The sequence below is a fragment of the Enterobacter cloacae complex sp. HYC033_NIDB genome, from assembly GCF_056673335.1.
Window position 1 is genome coordinate 4,431,759 of the sequence record NZ_CP115123.1, and the last position, 16,759, is coordinate 4,448,517.

General features: G+C 57.0%; 16 protein-coding genes. 11 read left to right on the top strand and 5 right to left on the bottom strand.

Annotation, left to right across the window (positions count from 1 at the left end; all coding sequences use genetic code 11):
* Positions 1–88: 88 nt before the first annotated feature.
* Genes fliE through O1721_RS21250 form a run of 8 tightly spaced genes read left to right on the top strand, consistent with a single transcriptional unit; the run spans position 89 to position 7,036 of the window.
* Positions 89–412 (top strand): flagellar hook-basal body complex protein FliE, encoded by a 324-nt coding sequence (gene fliE / locus O1721_RS21215; protein WP_020480519.1) that lies wholly within the window; start codon positions 89–91, stop codon positions 410–412.
* A gap of 15 nt (positions 413–427) precedes the next feature.
* Positions 428–1,282: a CheR family methyltransferase gene (locus O1721_RS21220; RefSeq protein ID WP_015571622.1), complete on the top strand. Its 855-nt coding sequence runs from the start codon at positions 428–430 to the stop codon at positions 1,280–1,282.
* Positions 1,279–2,340: a protein-glutamate methylesterase/protein-glutamine glutaminase gene (locus O1721_RS21225; protein ID WP_017692814.1), complete on the top strand. Its 1,062-nt coding sequence runs from the start codon at positions 1,279–1,281 to the stop codon at positions 2,338–2,340. Before O1721_RS21220 ends, O1721_RS21225 begins: the two co-directional genes overlap by 4 nt.
* Complete coding sequence (gene cheY, locus O1721_RS21230) at positions 2,330–2,716, top strand: chemotaxis response regulator CheY (RefSeq protein WP_015571623.1); 387 nt, start codon at positions 2,330–2,332, stop codon at positions 2,714–2,716. Before O1721_RS21225 ends, cheY begins: the two co-directional genes overlap by 11 nt.
* 5 nt (positions 2,717–2,721) lie before the next feature.
* Positions 2,722–3,363: a protein phosphatase CheZ gene (cheZ, locus tag O1721_RS21235; protein WP_015571624.1), complete on the top strand. Its 642-nt coding sequence runs from the start codon at positions 2,722–2,724 to the stop codon at positions 3,361–3,363.
* A gap of 18 nt (positions 3,364–3,381) precedes the next feature.
* Positions 3,382–4,527, top strand: coding sequence for a flagellar biosynthesis protein FlhB (gene flhB, locus O1721_RS21240; protein WP_032649240.1), 1,146 nt, complete (start codon positions 3,382–3,384; stop codon positions 4,525–4,527).
* Positions 4,527–6,620: a flagellar biosynthesis protein FlhA gene (flhA, locus tag O1721_RS21245; protein WP_023295296.1), complete on the top strand. Its 2,094-nt coding sequence runs from the start codon at positions 4,527–4,529 to the stop codon at positions 6,618–6,620. The genes flhB and flhA overlap by 1 nt, the downstream gene beginning before the upstream one ends.
* Positions 6,617–7,036, top strand: a complete 420-nt coding sequence (locus O1721_RS21250) for a flagellar protein FlhE (RefSeq protein WP_369793900.1) — start codon at positions 6,617–6,619, stop codon at positions 7,034–7,036. The genes flhA and O1721_RS21250 overlap by 4 nt, the downstream gene beginning before the upstream one ends.
* Here the strand turns inward: O1721_RS21250 and O1721_RS21255 are convergent.
* The 5 genes from O1721_RS21255 to O1721_RS21275 all read right to left on the bottom strand — a co-directional run bounded on the left by O1721_RS21255 (position 7,033) and on the right by O1721_RS21275 (position 13,039).
* On the bottom strand, positions 7,033–8,403 hold the full coding sequence (locus O1721_RS21255; protein WP_032649242.1) for an amidase: 1,371 nt from the start codon (positions 8,401–8,403) through the stop codon (positions 7,033–7,035). The two genes, O1721_RS21250 and O1721_RS21255, sit on opposite strands and share 4 nt — an antisense overlap.
* A gap of 53 nt (positions 8,404–8,456) precedes the next feature.
* Positions 8,457–9,752, bottom strand: coding sequence for a histidinol dehydrogenase (gene hisD, locus O1721_RS21260; protein WP_032649245.1), 1,296 nt, complete (start codon positions 9,750–9,752; stop codon positions 8,457–8,459).
* Positions 9,753–10,895 carry a nuclear transport factor 2 family protein gene (locus O1721_RS21265; RefSeq protein WP_015571629.1) on the bottom strand — a complete coding sequence of 381 codons (1,143 nt, stop codon included), beginning with the start codon at positions 10,893–10,895 and terminating at the stop codon, positions 9,753–9,755. It lies immediately after the preceding gene.
* A 105-nt stretch (positions 10,896–11,000) separates the two neighbouring features.
* Entirely contained in the window at positions 11,001–11,972 is a 972-nt protein-coding gene (locus tag O1721_RS21270) for a nuclear transport factor 2 family protein (protein WP_015571630.1), read from the bottom strand.
* A complete protein-coding gene (locus tag O1721_RS21275) occupies positions 11,969–13,039 on the bottom strand; it encodes a LacI family DNA-binding transcriptional regulator (RefSeq protein WP_003862277.1) in 1,071 nt (356 codons plus the stop codon). The genes O1721_RS21270 and O1721_RS21275 overlap by 4 nt, the downstream gene beginning before the upstream one ends.
* Positions 13,040–13,347: 308 nt before the next feature.
* Between O1721_RS21275 and O1721_RS21280 the strand changes: the two genes are divergently transcribed.
* The 3 genes from O1721_RS21280 to O1721_RS21290 all read left to right on the top strand — a co-directional run bounded on the left by O1721_RS21280 (position 13,348) and on the right by O1721_RS21290 (position 16,752).
* Entirely contained in the window at positions 13,348–14,586 is a 1,239-nt protein-coding gene (locus tag O1721_RS21280) for an MFS transporter (RefSeq protein ID WP_479953379.1), read from the top strand.
* Positions 14,587–14,661: 75 nt separating this feature from the next.
* On the top strand, positions 14,662–15,984 hold the full coding sequence (hisD, locus tag O1721_RS21285; RefSeq protein WP_045324728.1) for a histidinol dehydrogenase: 1,323 nt from the start codon (positions 14,662–14,664) through the stop codon (positions 15,982–15,984).
* A gap of 3 nt (positions 15,985–15,987) precedes the next feature.
* Positions 15,988–16,752, top strand: a complete 765-nt coding sequence (locus O1721_RS21290) for an SDR family NAD(P)-dependent oxidoreductase (protein WP_023304287.1) — start codon at positions 15,988–15,990, stop codon at positions 16,750–16,752.
* The last annotated feature ends 7 nt before the right edge of the window (positions 16,753–16,759 follow it).

Below are 16,759 nucleotides of genomic sequence, written 5' to 3' on the forward strand. Positions count from 1 at the left end.
GGCCATTTTGCCTACGTGTTAAACTATCAACGTTTAAAAGATATGTAATAAATGTGTGCTTTTCCCTTATTAATTCAGGAAGTCAACAATGTCAGCAACTTTAATGCGTGGCGTACTCGATCAAATTAACACTCAGTCACAGCAAATAGCCGGCATGAGCCGAAACCAGCCTGCCGCGCTGAAAAACACGCCGTCGTTCTCTGACATTTTATTCAATAGTATCAATGAAATTAATGAAACTCAGGTTAACGCGAAAGAAATGACGCAGCAGTGGATGTCTGGCAGTAGCGATATTGGATTAAATGACGTAATGCTAGCAATGCAGAAGTCCTCAATTTCTTTTAGCTTCGGTGTGCAAGCGCGCAATAAAATGCTCAGTGCCTACCAGGAAATCATGAATACCCCGGTATAAGGCCTCGCCCTGTCTATGAGTGAATTTAAAGACATTCCCGTGCGCTTATCGCCAAATAAGCTTACGTTATCCGATTCTGAATTACAGCGTATTGGGCAACTGATCTATCGCCGCGCCGGGATTGTAGTCAACGCACAAAAAAGAGAGATGATTTTTAATCGTTTATCACGGCGGCTACGGGCGCTGGGGATTGACACATTTCTTGAGTACATCAGCATTCTGGAATCCCACAGCGAGCATCCGGAATGGCAGAACTTTGTCAACGCGCTGACAACCAATCTGACCTCTTTCTTTCGCGAAACCTACCACTTCCCGGTGCTCGCAGAACACGCCCGTCAGCGGCCCAACGGCTACCGCGTCTGGTGTACCGCCGCTTCCACCGGGGAAGAACCTTGCTCCATCGCCATGACGCTGGACGAGACTCTGGGGAGCGCGACGGGAGGGCCACGCGTCTGGGCCTCTGACATCGATACCGAGGTGCTGGCCAAAGCGGAGGCAGGGGTATACCGCATGTCCGACCTACACTCGCTGACCCTGGTGCAAAAACGCCACTATTTTTTGCGCGGCTCTGGTGAGAACAGCGATCGGGTGAAGGTAAAGCCAGAACTGCTGGCCGCTATTCACTATCAGCGGCTCAACTTGCTGGACAACAGCTGGCCGCTACCCGGACCGTTTGACGCCATCTTTTGCCGCAACGTGATGATCTATTTCGATGCGCCGACGCAGAAGCGTCTGCTTGAGCGCTTTGCCCGCATGCTGAAGCCAGACGGCCTGCTGTTTGTTGGTCACTCTGAACATTTTAATCATCCGCACATTCCACTCAGGCTTCGCGGCCAGTCGGTGTATGAACTTACGGAGGCCTTACGGTGAAACGGATACGGGTGCTGACAGTTGATGATTCTGCGCTCATGCGCAACATCCTGAGCGCAGTGATCAATCAACAGCCAGATATGGAGATGGTCGGCACCGCGCCAGACCCGCTGATCGCACGCGAGATGATTAAGCAGTTGAACCCCGACGTGCTGACGCTGGATATCGACATGCCGAAAATGGATGGGCTGGAGTTTCTCTCCCGTTTGATGCGCCTTCGTCCAATGCCGGTGGTGATGATCTCCTCGATGACCACCCGAGGCTCGAAGGCGACAATGGCCGCGCTGGAACACGGCGCCGTCGATTTTCTGGCCAAACCCGATCAGCGTATCGCCGGAAATCTGGAACTGTGGGGTGTGCAGGTCGCAGAGAAGATCCGCATTGCCGCGAAGGCAAAACTGGGACGTCAGGCTGAAGTGGCCTCGCCGATACTGCGGGGCATTACCGTGGATCCACAAAGCATTGTGGCGATTGGCTCCTCGACCGGCGGGACGGAGGCGCTGCGCCAGGTATTAACGCCGCTGCCAGCCAGCGTCCCCGGCATCGTCATCGCCCAGCATATGCCTGCTGGATTTACCCGCTCCTTCGCCCAGCGTCTTGATTCACTTTGCCAGATAAAGGTGCATGAAGCGGATGACGGCGATCCGGTACTTCCGGGTACGGCATTGATCGCCCCCGGCGATAAGCATATGGAGATCGTCCGTCACGGAAAAGGGTACGCCGTCAGGCTGACCGACGCGCCCCCCGTCAACCGTCATCGCCCGTCGGTAGACGTTCTCTTTAACTCCGTTGCACAGCTGGTGGGCGCACATGCCAGCGCCGCCATCCTTACCGGAATGGGAGCCGACGGCGCACGTGGGTTGCTGGCGTTGCGGGAGTCGGGCGCGTTTACCCTCGCTCAGAGCGAAGCGAGTTGCGTGGTGTTCGGTATGCCTCGCGAAGCGATTGCCCTTGGCGCTGCCCGAGAAATCGTCGATCTCAATAAAATTAGCCAGCGTCTGCTGGAAAGTTTCAGCCATAAACCACGACGTTCAGGAGAGAACACACATGTCGGATAAAAACCTGCGTTTTTTGGTGGTGGACGATTTTGCCACCATGAGACGTATCGTACGTAACCTGCTTCAGGATCTGGGCTATTCAAATATTGAAGAGGCGGAAGATGGCCAGGACGCGCTGAACAAGCTGCGCGCCGGTGAGTTTGATTTCGTTGTGAGCGACTGGAATATGCCCAACCTTGATGGCCTTGAGCTGCTGAAAACCATTCGCCTCGACCCGGCGATGTCAAAGCTGCCGGTACTGATGGTTACTGCGGAAGCAAAGCGCGAAAACATTATCGCCGCCGCGCAGGCGGGTGCCAACGGTTACATCGTTAAACCGTTTACTGCCGCCACGCTGGAAGAAAAGCTTGGCAAAATTTTTGAAAAACTCGGGTGAATACTATGACCACTCAGCCTGGCGAGATCGCGGAACCGCCAAAGGATCTCTTTTTGCGTATCGGTCAATTAACCCGGCTGCTGCGCGACAGTATGGCAAATCTTGGCCTGGAGCAGGCCATTAAAGAAGTCGCGGACGCGTTCCCCAACACGCGTGACCGTCTCAACTACGTTGTTGGCAAAACGTCTCAGGCCGCCGATCGCGCGCTGACGGCCGTCGAGGTGGCACGACCGCTCCAGGAAAGATTAGGTGAAAATGCCGGTAAGCTTACTGAACGGTGGGACGCCTGGTTTGAAGAGCCACAGCCGCTTGACGAGGCGCGAGAACTGGTGAAAGAGACACGTACCTTTCTGCTGGACGTGCCGGCCACCGCTCAGCAAACCAACCAACAGCTCACCGAAATAATGATGGCGCAAGACTTCCAGGATCTCACCGGCCAGGTGCTACAAAGCCTGATGCAGGTGATTCAGACCGTCGAAACCGAGCTGATCAGCGTGCTGGTTGAAAACATGCGCGAACGTGACGCGGGTATCGAACAGAGCGGTGACGCCCATCTCAAGAACGGCCCGCAGATTGATACCAGCGTCGCCGGGATTGTCGCCTCTCAGGAACAGGTGGATGACCTGCTGGAGTCGCTGGGCTTTTGATGACCCCAGGCCAACACTATGTCTGAAGAGAGCGAGAGCGACAAAACAGAAGACCCCACACCCCACCGAAAACAGAAAGCGCGGGAGGAAGGTCAGGTTCCGCGTTCGCGCGAGCTGACCACCCTTGCCATGCTTCTGGTGGGCTGGGGGCTTATCGTCGGCGCAGGTAGCCATCTGGCGACGCAGCTTGAATCTATTCTGCACAACGGGCTGACCTTTGATCGACTGCTGATCCGCGACCCGCAGAATATGTTACATCGTGCAGCCTCGCTGTTGAGCATGGCTTTTCTCGCCATTCTGCCCTTCGCCAGCGGGCTGTACGTGACCGCAATAACGGCACCGTCGATTATCGGCGGCCTGAACGCAAGCAGTAAGGCGCTAAAGGTTAATCTTAAAAAACTTAATCCCGTCACCGGTATCAAGCGTCTTTTCTCTGCCCAAATGGTATCAGAGATGATCAAAAGCATCCTCAAGGTGCTGTTGGCCGCCACGGGGGGAGGACTGTTTTTACTGCTCAATAAAAGCAGGTTCATCAATCTAATGTATGAACCGTTGGGCGGCGCGCTAAACGACATCAGCAACCTGCTGATTGGCTGCATGCTGTACGTGATTTTGTCACTGATCCCCATGGTGGCCTTCGACGTGATTTATCAGCTCTGGAGCAACTTTAAGAAGCTGAGAATGAGCCGCCAGGAGATAAAGGATGAATTTAAAAACCAGGAAGGTGACCCGCACATTAAGGGTCGCGTCAGGCAGATTCAGCGCCAGATGGCACAAAGCCGCATGATGGCCGAGGTGCCCACCGCCGATGTGGTCGTCAACAACCCGACCCACTATTCCGTGGCGCTGAAGTACCAGGAAGGCACCATGGGCGCACCGATCGTCGTCGCAAGCGGCAGTGGACTTATTGCCCTGCGCATCCGCGAGATGGCTGAAGAAAATCGGGTTCCGATGCTGGAAGCGCCACCGCTGGCGCGTGCGCTTTACCGGCACTGCGAGCCGGGTCAGCCGGTGCCCGGTGAATTATATAACGCTGTTGCCGAAGTCCTGGCCTGGGTATATAGCCTGCGCCGGTGGCGTAAAGGCTTTGGCTTGCGCCCAACAGAACCTAAAGATTTGCCGGTTCCCCCGGCGCTCGATTTTGCACAAGAGAGTAAAGAGTAATGGCTAATATCGCCACCAAATTACGTTTGCCCGGCATCAAGGAGACCCAGTGGCAGGTACTGGCCGGTCCAGTCCTGATCATGACGATCCTTGCGATGATGATCCTGCCGCTGCCAACCTTCGTGTTGGACTTGCTGTTTACCTTTAATATTGTACTGGCGATCATGATCCTTCTGGTCGCCATGTTTACCCAGAATACGCTGGAGTTTTCCGCCTTCCCGACGGTACTGCTCTTCTCAACGCTGCTTCGCCTGGCGCTAAACGTCGCCTCAACGCGCGTTATCCTGATGCACGGCCATAACGGCGCTGACGCCGCGGGCCAGGTCATCGAAGCTTTCGGCCACTTCCTGGTAGGCGGCAACTTTGCCATCGGCATCGTCGTTTTTATCATATTGATAATTATAAACTTTATGGTCATCACCAAGGGGGCCGGGCGTATTGCAGAAGTGGGTGCCCGCTTTACCCTTGACGGTATGCCCGGTAAACAAATGGCAATCGATGCCGACCTGAACGCCGGTCTGATCGGCGAGGAGGAGGCCAAACGCCGTCGAAAAGAGGTGACTCAGGAGGCAGATTTTTACGGCTCCATGGACGGTGCGAGCAAATTTGTGCGTGGCGATGCCATCGCAGGCCTGCTGATCATGGCAATAAACATTATCGGTGGCCTGATTATCGGCGTAATGCAGCATGATATGACCCTCAGCGCAGCGGGAGAAGCCTACACGCTGTTGACCATCGGTGACGGCCTGGTTGCGCAGATCCCTGGTCTTGTGATCTCCACCGCGGCAGGTGTCGTTGTAACGCGTGTGGTCAACGAGCAGGACGTAGGCGAGCAGATGGTCGGCCAGCTGTTTACCTCACCTCGCGTGCTTGCCCTCTCTGCGGCCGTAATTGGTTTGCTGGGGCTAATCCCAGGCATGCCCAATCTGGTCTTTTTACTCTTTACCTCCTCACTTTTAGGCATTGCATGGTGGCTGCGGGGCCAGGAAGGTAAGGCGAAAAAAACGGGCTCCGCCCCCTCCGCCCCTACCCGAGCTGAAGCCGACGTGGCGCAGGTTAATGAAGCGACATGGTCTGACGTGCAGATGGAAGATGTACTGGGGCTGGAGGTTGGCTATCGACTGATCCCTATGGTCGATCATGAACAGCAGGGCCAGCTGTTAACCCGCGTACGGGGTATTCGTAAGAAGTTCGCGCAGCAGATGGGCTTTCTGCCGCCAGCAGTTCATATTCGCGATAATCTCGACCTGCCGCCGACTCACTATCGTATTCTGCTAAAAGGGGTGACGATTGGTAAAGGCGAGGTCCAGCCCGATCGCTGGATGGCGATCGATCCAGGCTGTGCAGAGGGAGAAGTGCCCGGTACGCCCTGTAAAGAACCAACCTTTGGACTTCCCGCTCTATGGATCGATGAAGTCCATCGCGAGCTGGCGCAGACGCTGGGCTATACCGTAGTCGATCCATGTTCCGTCGTCGCTACGCACCTGAACCACCTTATCAGCACCCACACGGACGAACTTTTCGGTCGCCAGGAGGCGCAGCAGCTGCTTGACCAGCTCACCAAACAGTCGCCGAAGCTGATAGAGGATTTGATCCCCGGGGTAATCAGCCTGACCACGCTGCACAAAGTACTGCAAAATCTGCTCTCCGAGCGCGTGCCGATCCGCGATATGCGGACCATCATCGACACGCTGGCTGAGTATGCCACTCCTCAGTCTGACGCTGACGAGCTGACGGCCCGCGTGCGCGCTCGCCTCTCCCGGGCGATTACGCAGCAGTGGTTCCCTGGCGACGACGATATCCAAATAATCGGCCTTGATATGTCACTTGAGCAGTTGCTGGTACAGGCAACCCAGAGCGGAAGCGCTATCGAGCCGGGAATTGCCGAGAATTTAATGAAACAGACCGAGCAGGCGTTGCAGCATCAGGAAGCGCTGGGTGCGCCGCCGGTTCTGCTGGTGAACCCGGCGCTGCGTTTGATGCTGTCCCGCTATCTTCGTCGCATCTTCCCTCAGCTTGCAGTGCTCTCCAGCCAGGAGATAAACACTCAGCGCAACGTGAGAATGACGTATCTCATTGGAGGTAAATCGTGATAAGAGCCGCCTTGCTTGTTCTGCTGCTTGTGCCACCGGCGTTTGCTGCGGACGGTTCATGGAGCAGCCATAGTTTTGGCGGCACGCTGTCGCGCGGCAAGCAGGTACTGAAAAGTCGTCCAGTTCAGCCCGCCGCGCCCCTTCCGAAAGGGGTTACGCCGACGCATCTGCTGTGGAAGATTACACCGGACGGCCCCACGCCGCCGGGCTTTCGCATTCGCGTCTGTAGCAGCCTGCGCTGTCTGATGCTCAGGGAACTGGCGGGCGAAATCCCGTTGCCAGCGGGTTTCCCGGCCGCGGGCCCCTTTCGCTTTGAGTATCAGTCGGTAGCGCGCGGCGAAATGACGCCGCCGCTGACAATACTGAAAAATGAAATCACAATAAGGTATCGCGGCAAGGGGCCATCGGCGCCTTAAGAGAGGTTCTGACAAACGGTACCGCTCTGGCGATATCCTGCCTTAAACCTCAGCACCTCATTTATCCCGCCCAGCGCCCCCTCACATGCCAGCGCCAGCGTCATCAGCATCGTCTCATCCTCCTGCGCCGATAACATCTCCATCCCTACCGGCAGCCCGATACGGCTTACGCCACAGGGCAACGTAATGGCAGGCAGGCCGCTGATGGCGGCCAGTTCCGGCGCGCAGCCTGGCGGCATCTTCGCCATACTTTCTGGTAATCGTTGTACGGTGGGATACACAAATCCGTCGATGCGCTGCACCTCCGCCACCTGGCAAAGGTTCTGCCGCAACAGGCGCTGAAAGCGACGCCCCGCCAGCCAGAGCGGGGTTTTCAGCGTGTTACTCGCCAGCATCTGATGTAGAAACGGCGCAAACTCTGGCAGGAAAGCGCCGGAGTCCACAATGCTTGTCAGTCCGGAGGGAGCGCCAGGCTGTTTGCTAAGCCAGTCGTCAATCGCCACGCGAAATTCATACAGACTGAGGCAGGTGGCCTGCCTCACCTCTTCAAGGAAGGGGAGTGAAACCTCCACCAGCGTCGCTCCGGCACGGCGCAACGTGTGCAGCGCCGACTGCCAGACCTCCAGCTGTACCTCATCCTCTCCCTGTAACGCGGTCACCATGCCAAAGCGAACGCCTTTCAGCGAACGCACAGGAAGCGCAACCGGCGGCAGGCCATGGATCACCGCATGCAGCAAGGCGGCATCCTCAACGCTATGTACCATTGGCCCAACGGTATCTTTGCTGGGCGAGAGCGGCGCCACGCCGTCCAGCTGTGAACGGCGAAAGGCAGGCCGTAGCCCCACCAGCCCGGTATAGCTACAGGGAATGCGGATAGAGCCGCCGGTATCGGTACCCAATGCGCCATCCGCCATTCCAGCCGCCACCGCCGCGGCGCATCCTCCGCTGGAACCTCCGGCGGTGAGTGTCGGGCAAAGTGGATTCGCCACATCACCCCCCAGCGAGCTACGCGAGCGCACATCGAACGCGAACTCGGACATATTGGCCCTGGCAAGAATAATCGCCCCCGCTCTGCGCAATCGCTGCACGACCCGAGCATCCGCTGTCGCGTTAAGTGAGGCCAGCGCACGGCAGCCAAGGGTGATCGGCATCGGCGCGCAGGCAATATTATCTTTGACGATCAGCGGCACGCCGTGCAGGGGGCCGATCGGCTCTCCACGCCGACGCTGCTGCTGATGCTGTTCCGCCTGAGACATGGCGTCAGGGTTAACCCCGAGGATCGCGTTGAGCGCCCGGTGCTGCTGTATGACGTCGAGACGGCGGGCAATTTCCTCCGGACAGTCGTCTGGCGGTATCAGGCGCTTCATAGTCTCAGGCTCCCCGTGCTGAAAACCGGGCAGAAGGCTGCCCGGGATACGTTTTAGTCCCGCATGCCGGTAGTAATGGCATCAATGTCCTGCGGACGCAGACGAATTTCCGCCGCCCGTCGGTGCCCCTGCATCCCTTCGGTACGGCTCTGGCGGATCGCCGGTTCTGCGATTGCCGGGATACCCTGCTCGTCAATCCACTGATGGGTACAGATTTTGACGTATGCCCCTACCCACAGACCGCCGGTATAGCGTGCCGCCGCCATCGTCGGTAACGTATGGTTGGTGCCGCAGCATTTATCGGAGAACACCACGCTGGCGTTCTGACCAATAAACAGCGAGCCATAGTTGCGGATCTTCGCTGCCGTCGCGTGCGGATCGCGGGTATGCACCTGCAAATGCTCCGTCGCCATATGGTCAGCAAACGCAATCAGCTGCGCTTCATCTTCGCAGAGCACAATCTCACCCTGCCGGCGCCACGCCTCGCCCGCCGTGGCGGCCGTTGGCAGGCTGGCAAGCTGACGCTCAACCTCCGCCAGGGTACGCTCAGCGATATCCCGGCTGGTTGTCGCCAGCCCGACGCGGGTATGAATATCGTGTTCTGCCTGCGCCAGCATATCGGCGGCCAGAATGCGCGGATCGGCGCTGTCGTCGGCGATAGTGAAAATCTCGCTCGGCCCGGCGAGGGCATCAATGCCGACTCGACCAAACACCTGGCGTTTCGCTTCGTTAACGAAGGCGTTGCCTGGCCCAACGATTTTGTCCACCGACGGAATACTCTCCGTTCCCCAGGCCATAGCCGCAATGGCCTGCGCGCCGCCAACTTTGAAAATGCGGTGCGCGCCCGCCAGATGGCAAACTGCAATCATCGCCGGATGGGCGCCCGGGGGCAGACAGGCGATAATCTGTTCACAGCCCGCCACCGTCGCAGGAACAATCGACATCACGGGTGCGGAGAGAATCGGATACCGTCCGCCCGGCACGTAGCAGCCCACCGTCTGCACCGGGATGATCCGGTGACCGAGATGCACGCCAGGCAGCGTCTCTACCTCCAGCGGCAGCATGGTCGCCAGCTGCGCCTGCGCAAAACGACGCACCTGATTAATGGCAAACTCACTGTCGCGGCGCGTCTGGGCATCCATCCCCTCCAGTGCTTCGGCAATCTCCTGCTCGCTCACCTCAAACTGCGCCGGTACGACATGATCAAACTGCTGCGAAAAGGCTCTTAGCGCCGTATCGCCCTCGGCTTTCACGCGCTCGATAATGGCGCTGACCTTCTCCGTCAGGGAACGATCGGCCTGCGCATCCTGCCCCTGCGGGCGCTTAATCCAGCTCACCTGATTTAACATTTACGCGTCCTCCATCTGGCCGAGTTTGATCTGCGCCAGCAGCGCCAGATGGTCATAAACCACCCACTCATCAACAATTTTTCCGTTGACGATGTGGTAGTGCGACATGCCCATCACGAACAGTCGTTCTCCGGTCGGCTTGCCGAGTTCGCCGTAACCCAGGTGATGTCCTTCGATAATCCAGCGTACGGCCACTTTGACGCCGCCTTCATCGCACGGGTTGGAACAAATATGCTGCGGCAGCCACGCGCCGTCAGGGATCATCCCCACCAGCGCCAGCGTCTGATGGGTTACCGCCGCGGTGCCGTACAGCTCTTTCATCAGCGGACCGTGCCACTGTACGTTAGGCGCATACACTTCTTTGATCTTGCCAAACATCCGGCGGTTGTAGATCTCATGCAGCCAGCGCAGGCACTGCTCCTCCGTATCGGTGTGCGCAATGGAAACATCGCACTCCATCTCCGGCGGATATTGCCCCAGCATGCGGCCGTTTTCGCCGATGTCCATCACGCGGAAGCCTTTATCGAACTGCTCCTTTGCCATATTAAATGCGATTTGATCGGTATTCAGGCCAAGCTGTTTCATCAGTGACATATTGTCGCTGACCACCCACTCCCGATAAATTTTATTCTCGTGGATCATGCAATCCGCCACGGTACGCGTCACAAACGTACGGTTCGTCGGCTTACCTAAATGGCTGTGCTGGGTATGCCGCCCGCTTCCCGTCACCAGGTGAGAGGTATAAAAACCGTCAACATCATTTCCGTTCCAGATAACCTGGGTTGCCATTCCGCGCCGTTCCGGGAAGGCAATTAAGCGTTGCAGCGTATCCTGTACCACCTGTTCGCGGTTATAGAGTGTCCCCAGCGCGTTATACAGCACGCAGTTATGGGTATAGTGAGAATAAATTAAGCCAACATCGCGCTCGTCCCATATTTTATGGGTGCAGCGAACGATATAATCGACAATATCGGTATAGCAGTCATCAAAGCCGCGTAATGATTGCACGCGCGGTCTTTTTTCCGGTACCAGATCGACAAAATCACGACGCTCCACCTGTAATACAGGTTCCTCTTTCAGCGATTTCACGCTGCTTTTTTCGGGTACGGCTGGTGCTTTATTTGTTGCTTCGGTGGAAGACATATAAACTCCTGCTCTGTTTTCAGACAATAAGAACCCGCACCCGTAAGTGAGGGTGAATTAAACACGGTTATTTTTTGCAGCCGGAATAAGGGGGCTGCCGCCCCATTAATTAAATATTTGCGACCAAATCGCTAATTCATCGATCCCCAGATATTCACGGAAAATTAAACCATCACGTAATTCAAGCTGGCTGATACCGGTAATTGATATGGGTTTACGGGTCGGCGCACCAAATTTGCCGTAACCGTCATGCCAGGTTAACAACGACCAGCGCAATGAAAGTCGAATCGGCTCATTAGGATCTTTACGCACAATCAGGTGATGAAGCTGCGTTTCGCTGTCGGCAAATGAAGCGCGATAACCGGAAAGCTGTGCGCCAATTTCCTGTTCGCCGGTGCAGAGGCAGTGCCCCGGCGCGTACAGCGTCGCCGCCGGGTGATAGAGACCGGGCACCACGCCGCTGTTACCGCCCGCCCACATCGTTAAGTAGCGCTCAACGACCCCGGCCAGCGCCCCTTCCACGTCGTCGCCCTCAGGCCCACCCGCCCAGCGGGCGTCCAGCGTCTCAGCAGACACAGATTCCAGCCCAAGCTGCTGGCGCATGGTCGCCAGGTTAAAAGCAAAGTCGCGGACATCCAGCCCCAGTTGCGCCACAATCGCAGCACGATCCTGAAGCAGCCACTCCTGGCGTACGGCACCATCAACACAAATGCGATCGGCCCAGGTGCGGACCCAGACATTTTTCCCGGTCGGCGGGCCAAAAAATCCCTCCCCCTGGTGCTGAATGCGGGCTACGGTACGCTGCGCCGCATAGTACTCGTCCCCCGGGTTCTGGCTGCACAGAATATCCTCCGTCAGCACCGCTCGCTGCGGGAAGCTGTGCATCGCCTCAAGCGTCAGGCGCATAAACTGGGAAAGCTCATGCAGCTGTTTTTCGGGGGTAGTGAAAACCACCGGCGTGGCGTAAAAATCCGCCAGCTGGCCGATATCTTTCTGCTCCCACACCACGTGCGTCAGCGTCAAAATGAACTGCTGGATAGAGTCGAATTGAGGGCTGAAGCCCCGCAATCTGGTCATGTGCGCTCCTTAGACTGGAATAGCGTTAAACCATTGGTTTCGATAACGCCGCTGCGTGGGCGACGCGCCGAGTGGCGTATCACCAGCGTACCGGGCACCGTAATCTGTTCAGGCTCTATGGTTCCGCTGTCAATTTGCTTCATTAACAGTTCCACCGTGGCATCCACCATCGCGCCGACCGGCTGCGACGCCGAGGTCAATGCATAAGAGGGCCAGCCGGAAGGGCCGATGTCGTCATAGCCGACAACGGAGACCTCCTCCGGAATGCGCAAACCAAACTCATAGCGCGCCACATCCATTACCGTGACGGCCATATGATCGTTGGCGACAAAGACCGCATCCGGCGCTGGCGACGTCGAAAACAGGGTATAGGCTGCCCGGGTGGTTTGCTGAGCGTCGTAATTCCCGTGCACCACCCGGACATCGGTGATGCCATGTTCTTCCAGCGTGGAAATGAACCCGCGCTGGCGGGCGATATTGACCGGGGAATCGGCCACGCCGCCCACGTAGGCAAAACGCTTGTGCTCCCCCGCCAGCAGAAACTCGGCAATCTGCCGCGCGGCCGCTTCGTTATTACTGTTGACGCTGGAGGCCATGCCACTCTCTTCGCTGCGGTTAAACAGCACTACCGGGATCCCGGCGGCAAGGCACTCCTCGGATAACTCCAGCGACAGCGTCACCGAGGCCAGCACAATGCCATCCACCCGGTACTGCATAATCTGGTCAAAAATACGGTCTACGTTACCTTCCCGATCGCCAACGAACAGCAGCAGGTGATAGTTCAGCGTATCCAGCTTTTGCGCCAGCGCCTCCAGCACCTGCGAGTAAAAGGGGTTATCAAAGTAAGAAATGACGACACCGATAATGCGCGAACGAGCCGTGTTGAGCGAACGGGCGATCGCATTCGGGCGATAGCCCAGCTCGCGCGCTGCCTTCAGCACTTTTTCACGCGTTGCCGGTGAAATGCTGGCCCCCGGCGTGAACGTTCGCGACACCGCAGATTGCGATACCCCCGCCAGCTGAGCGACCTGTTGGGATGTGACTGCTGCAAAAGTCTTACGTTTCATTACCCCTGATTCCTTATCAACGTCCTGCCCATTTGCACGTGCTTCAAACGCCTCAGCAAGTGGGTGTTTTTTATACTTACACCACCTTTGCATGCGTATGCAACACAAAAAATTAAAATTCTCACAACAAGATCGAGATCACTTTACAAATGTGAAACCTTTTCGTAACTTCAAATCTTGAATACGTATGCAAAGAGTTTTCATACCGTCAATGGTACCGGAGAGAACAGGAGTCGCCCAAAGGATTGAACCGGTAAACGTCGTCCCTGACTGGTTATAACCCATTAATTCTTAAGAGGTTCAAAACCATGTTTCAAGCACTGTTACGCCGTCGGGAAGCCCGGCTCTTTTTCATCATCAGCATCCTGTTCTTTATCTGCATTCATAGCATTGATGCATTCCTGGCCCCCATGATGATCAACCAGGGCATTGAGCCACAGATCATGGGCATCATCATGGGCGCGTCCGGTCTGGCAACCCTTCTGATACGCTTCCCGTTAGGCATTATTTCCGACGTGGTTAAAAGCCGCAGGATCTTCATCCAGATTGGCCTGCTGCTGCCAATTATCGCCTGGCCGATTGCCTGGCTTGAACCCAACGCCATTACGCTGTATCTGGCGAAAGCGGCAGACGGTGTCACGGCGGCGACCTGGGTACTGTACAACATCCTGTTCATGCGTTACTTCGGTCGCAACGAAGCGCCTGCCGCCGTCGCGCTGCTGGCGCTGGCAGGGCCCATCGGCGTGTTTCTCGGTAACTGTATTGGCGCGGTGCTGATTCACTATTTCGCCAATAATATCGCCTTTTTTGTCTCCTGCATCTCCGCCCTGGTGGCGTTATTCCTGACGACCCGCATTCAGGACGTGCACGACCCGGTTCAGGCCCCCACGCTTAAAGCCTGCATTACCGGCGCGCGCCAGCAGCTGGCCGACCGTTCCGTCTGGCTGATTGGCATCCTGGCGACCGTCGTCATTCTGGTGCCCTTCGCCACCCGCGACACGCTGACGCCGGTCTATGCCGAGCAGCTTGGCGCCCGGGCGGGGATCCTCGCGCTGCTGGGTAACATTCACCTTCTTTTTTACGGGCTGGCCATCGCCCTGTGCAGCTCGGTGTTTTATCAGCGCCTTGGGCTGGTAAAAACCGCCGTGCTCGGCATCGTTTTACAGGTGATTTCCACTTTCGGCATTCCCTTTACCAGCAATATCTATGTGATTTACCTGTGGCAGGCGCTGGCGGGGTTCTCGTTCGGTATGGCCTTTGCCGCATTCATGTCGCTCAGCGTAGTGAATACCTCGTCTGATGAACAATCCACGCGAATGGGACTATTCCAGACCATTTATTCCTGCGGCATGTTTGTCGGGCCGGTAATGATGGGCGTAATGATGCAACATATTAACCTGTCGTCCGGTTATATATTGATTGCCGCCCTTTCCGTTGTGGCCGCTATTGCCACGCCGCTGTCCGCTCGATGGGTATATGCCCGTAAAACGCAAATCTCAGCCCAATTATTAAAAAACGGTGCGTACGCTGCCGCGCCGGATCAATAACTCTTTCTGAAGTAAACACCCTTTCCCGGCTCGCCGGGAGGACAACTGACATCTAAAAAAGGTAAGGAGAAGCGAGTGTCCTGGAAATTAAAAACCGGTAAATCTACCGAAGAGCGCCAGCAAGCCAACCAGCAAATAAGGGAAACGGTTGAACAAATACTTGCGGATATTGAAAAACGCGGAAATAAAGCCATTCGCGAATTATCCATTAAATTCGATCGTTATGACCGTCAGGATTATCGTCTGACGTCCGCGGAGATTGACCGCTGCATAAAACAGTTAAGCCGCCAGGATATTCAGGATATTGAATTTGCCCAACAGCAGGTGGCGAATTTTGCCCGCGCGCAGAAAGAATGTCTGCGGGACCTGGAAATTGAAACGCGTCCCGGGGTGATCCTCGGACATAAAAATATTCCGATTAACGCCGTAGGATGTTACGTGCCTGGCGGAAAATATCCCCTGCTCGCCTCCGCGCACTTGTCGATCATCACTGCCAGCGTGGCGGGGTGTTCAAGAATCATCAGCTGTGCCCCGCCGTTTAACGGTCAGCCCGCCCCGGCGATTGTCGCGGCGCAAAAAATGGCTGGCGCAACGGAAATCTATGCCCTTGGCGGCATTCAGGCGATAGGCGCCATGGCGCTGGGCACGGACTCGCTGGCACCGGTCGACATGCTGGTCGGGCCCGGTAACGCCTTCGTTGCGGAGGCCAAACGCCAGCTGTTCGGCCGGGTAGGTATCGATCTGTTTGCCGGTCCGACGGAAACGCTGGTGATTGCCGATGACACTGTTGACGCGGAAATGTGCGCCACTGACCTGCTGGGCCAGGCCGAACACGGCGTCACCACCCCTGCCATCCTGCTGACGAACTCGCTTCAACTTGCCAAAGAGACGCTCAGCGAAGTGGAACGGCTGCTGGAAAAGCTCCCTACCGCCGACATTGCCCGCCAGTCGTGGCAGGACTACGGGGAAATCATCGTCTGCGACAGCCACGAAGAGATGCTGCTGGAGGCAGATCGTATCGCTTCCGAACATGTTCAGGTGATGACCGACCGGGACGACTGGTTCCTGGCTAACCTGACCAATTACGGCGCGCTGTTCCTTGGACCGCGTACTAACGTGGCCTACGGCGATAAGGTGATCGGCACCAACCACACCCTGCCCACGCAGAAAGCCGCACGTTATACCGGCGGCCTGTGGGTGGGCAAGTTCATGAAAACCTGCACCTTCCAGAAAGTCCTCAGCGACGAAGCCACTGCCGAAATCGGCAGCTATTGTTCCCGTCTGTCGCTGCTGGAAGGGTTCGCCGGACATGCCGAGCAGGCCAATATTCGCGTGCGCCGTTATGGCCAGACGGAAGTTCCCTACGCTACACCGGCCCCGGTCAGGGAAAAGGTGTAAGTCATGACGCTTTTGCAAACGCCCTCTTTCACCCTGCACGGCAAACGCGCGCTGGTGACCGGCGGGTCAAGAGGGATTGGCTTCGCCGCCGCCGTCGCCCTCGCACAGGCGGGAGCAGAGGTATGGATCGCCGCCCGGGGCCGCGAGGCGCTGGCGCATGCCACAGGTCTGGCAGCGGAACACAGTCTCGCATTTCACCCGCTGGAACTGGATATTACCGACACTCAGGAGGTGGCGCGTGTGCTGGCGACGTTGCCCACGCCCGACATTCTGGTGAACAGTGCCGGGCTGGCCCGCCACCAGCCGTTTCTTGAGGTGAACGAGGAAAATTTCGATGCGGTGATGGCGCTTAACCTGCGCGCCACCTTTTTTATCAGCCAGCATGTGGCGCGCAGAATGCGGGCGGACGGTAAGGGGGGATCGATTATTCACATCTCATCGCAAATGGGACACGTTGGTGGCCCCGAGCGTAGCGTGTACTGTGCCTCCAAATTCGCGCTTGAAGGGTTAACCCGAACGATGGCGCTGGAGCTGGGCGATGCGGGGATCCGTGTCAATACGCTGTGCCCGACCTTCATTGAAACCGACCTGACGCGTTCGTCGCTCGCCGACCCGGCATTTCGCCGCTATGTGCTGGACAACATCAAACTGCGCCGGCCAGGCAGGCTGGAGGACATTATGGGGCCGGTGGTGTTCCTCGCCTCTGAGGCCGCCGGGCTGATCACCGGCAGCGCCCTGATGGTTGACGGCGGCTGGACGGCTACGTGAGGGATGC

Bases quoted from the DNA above. Each gene is read 5' to 3' on its own strand.
- fliE (WP_020480519.1), top strand. From the start codon at position 89: ATGTCAGCAACTTTAATGCGTGGCGTACTCGATCAAATTAACACTCAG.
- O1721_RS21220 (WP_015571622.1), top strand. From the start codon at position 428: ATGAGTGAATTTAAAGACATTCCCGTGCGCTTATCGCCAAATAAGCTT.
- cheY (WP_015571623.1), top strand. From the start codon at position 2,330: ATGTCGGATAAAAACCTGCGTTTTTTGGTGGTGGACGATTTTGCCACC.
- cheZ (WP_015571624.1), top strand. From the start codon at position 2,722: ATGACCACTCAGCCTGGCGAGATCGCGGAACCGCCAAAGGATCTCTTT.
- flhB (WP_032649240.1), top strand. From the start codon at position 3,382: ATGTCTGAAGAGAGCGAGAGCGACAAAACAGAAGACCCCACACCCCAC.
- flhA (WP_023295296.1), top strand. From the start codon at position 4,527: ATGGCTAATATCGCCACCAAATTACGTTTGCCCGGCATCAAGGAGACC.
- O1721_RS21255 (WP_032649242.1), bottom strand. From the start codon at position 8,403: ATGAAGCGCCTGATACCGCCAGACGACTGTCCGGAGGAAATTGCCCGC.
- hisD (WP_032649245.1), bottom strand. From the start codon at position 9,752: ATGTTAAATCAGGTGAGCTGGATTAAGCGCCCGCAGGGGCAGGATGCG.
- O1721_RS21265 (WP_015571629.1), bottom strand. From the start codon at position 10,895: ATGTCTTCCACCGAAGCAACAAATAAAGCACCAGCCGTACCCGAAAAA.
- O1721_RS21270 (WP_015571630.1), bottom strand. From the start codon at position 11,972: ATGACCAGATTGCGGGGCTTCAGCCCTCAATTCGACTCTATCCAGCAG.
- O1721_RS21275 (WP_003862277.1), bottom strand. From the start codon at position 13,039: ATGAAACGTAAGACTTTTGCAGCAGTCACATCCCAACAGGTCGCTCAG.
- O1721_RS21280 (WP_479953379.1), top strand. From the start codon at position 13,348: ATGTTTCAAGCACTGTTACGCCGTCGGGAAGCCCGGCTCTTTTTCATC.
- O1721_RS21290 (WP_023304287.1), top strand. From the start codon at position 15,988: ATGACGCTTTTGCAAACGCCCTCTTTCACCCTGCACGGCAAACGCGCG.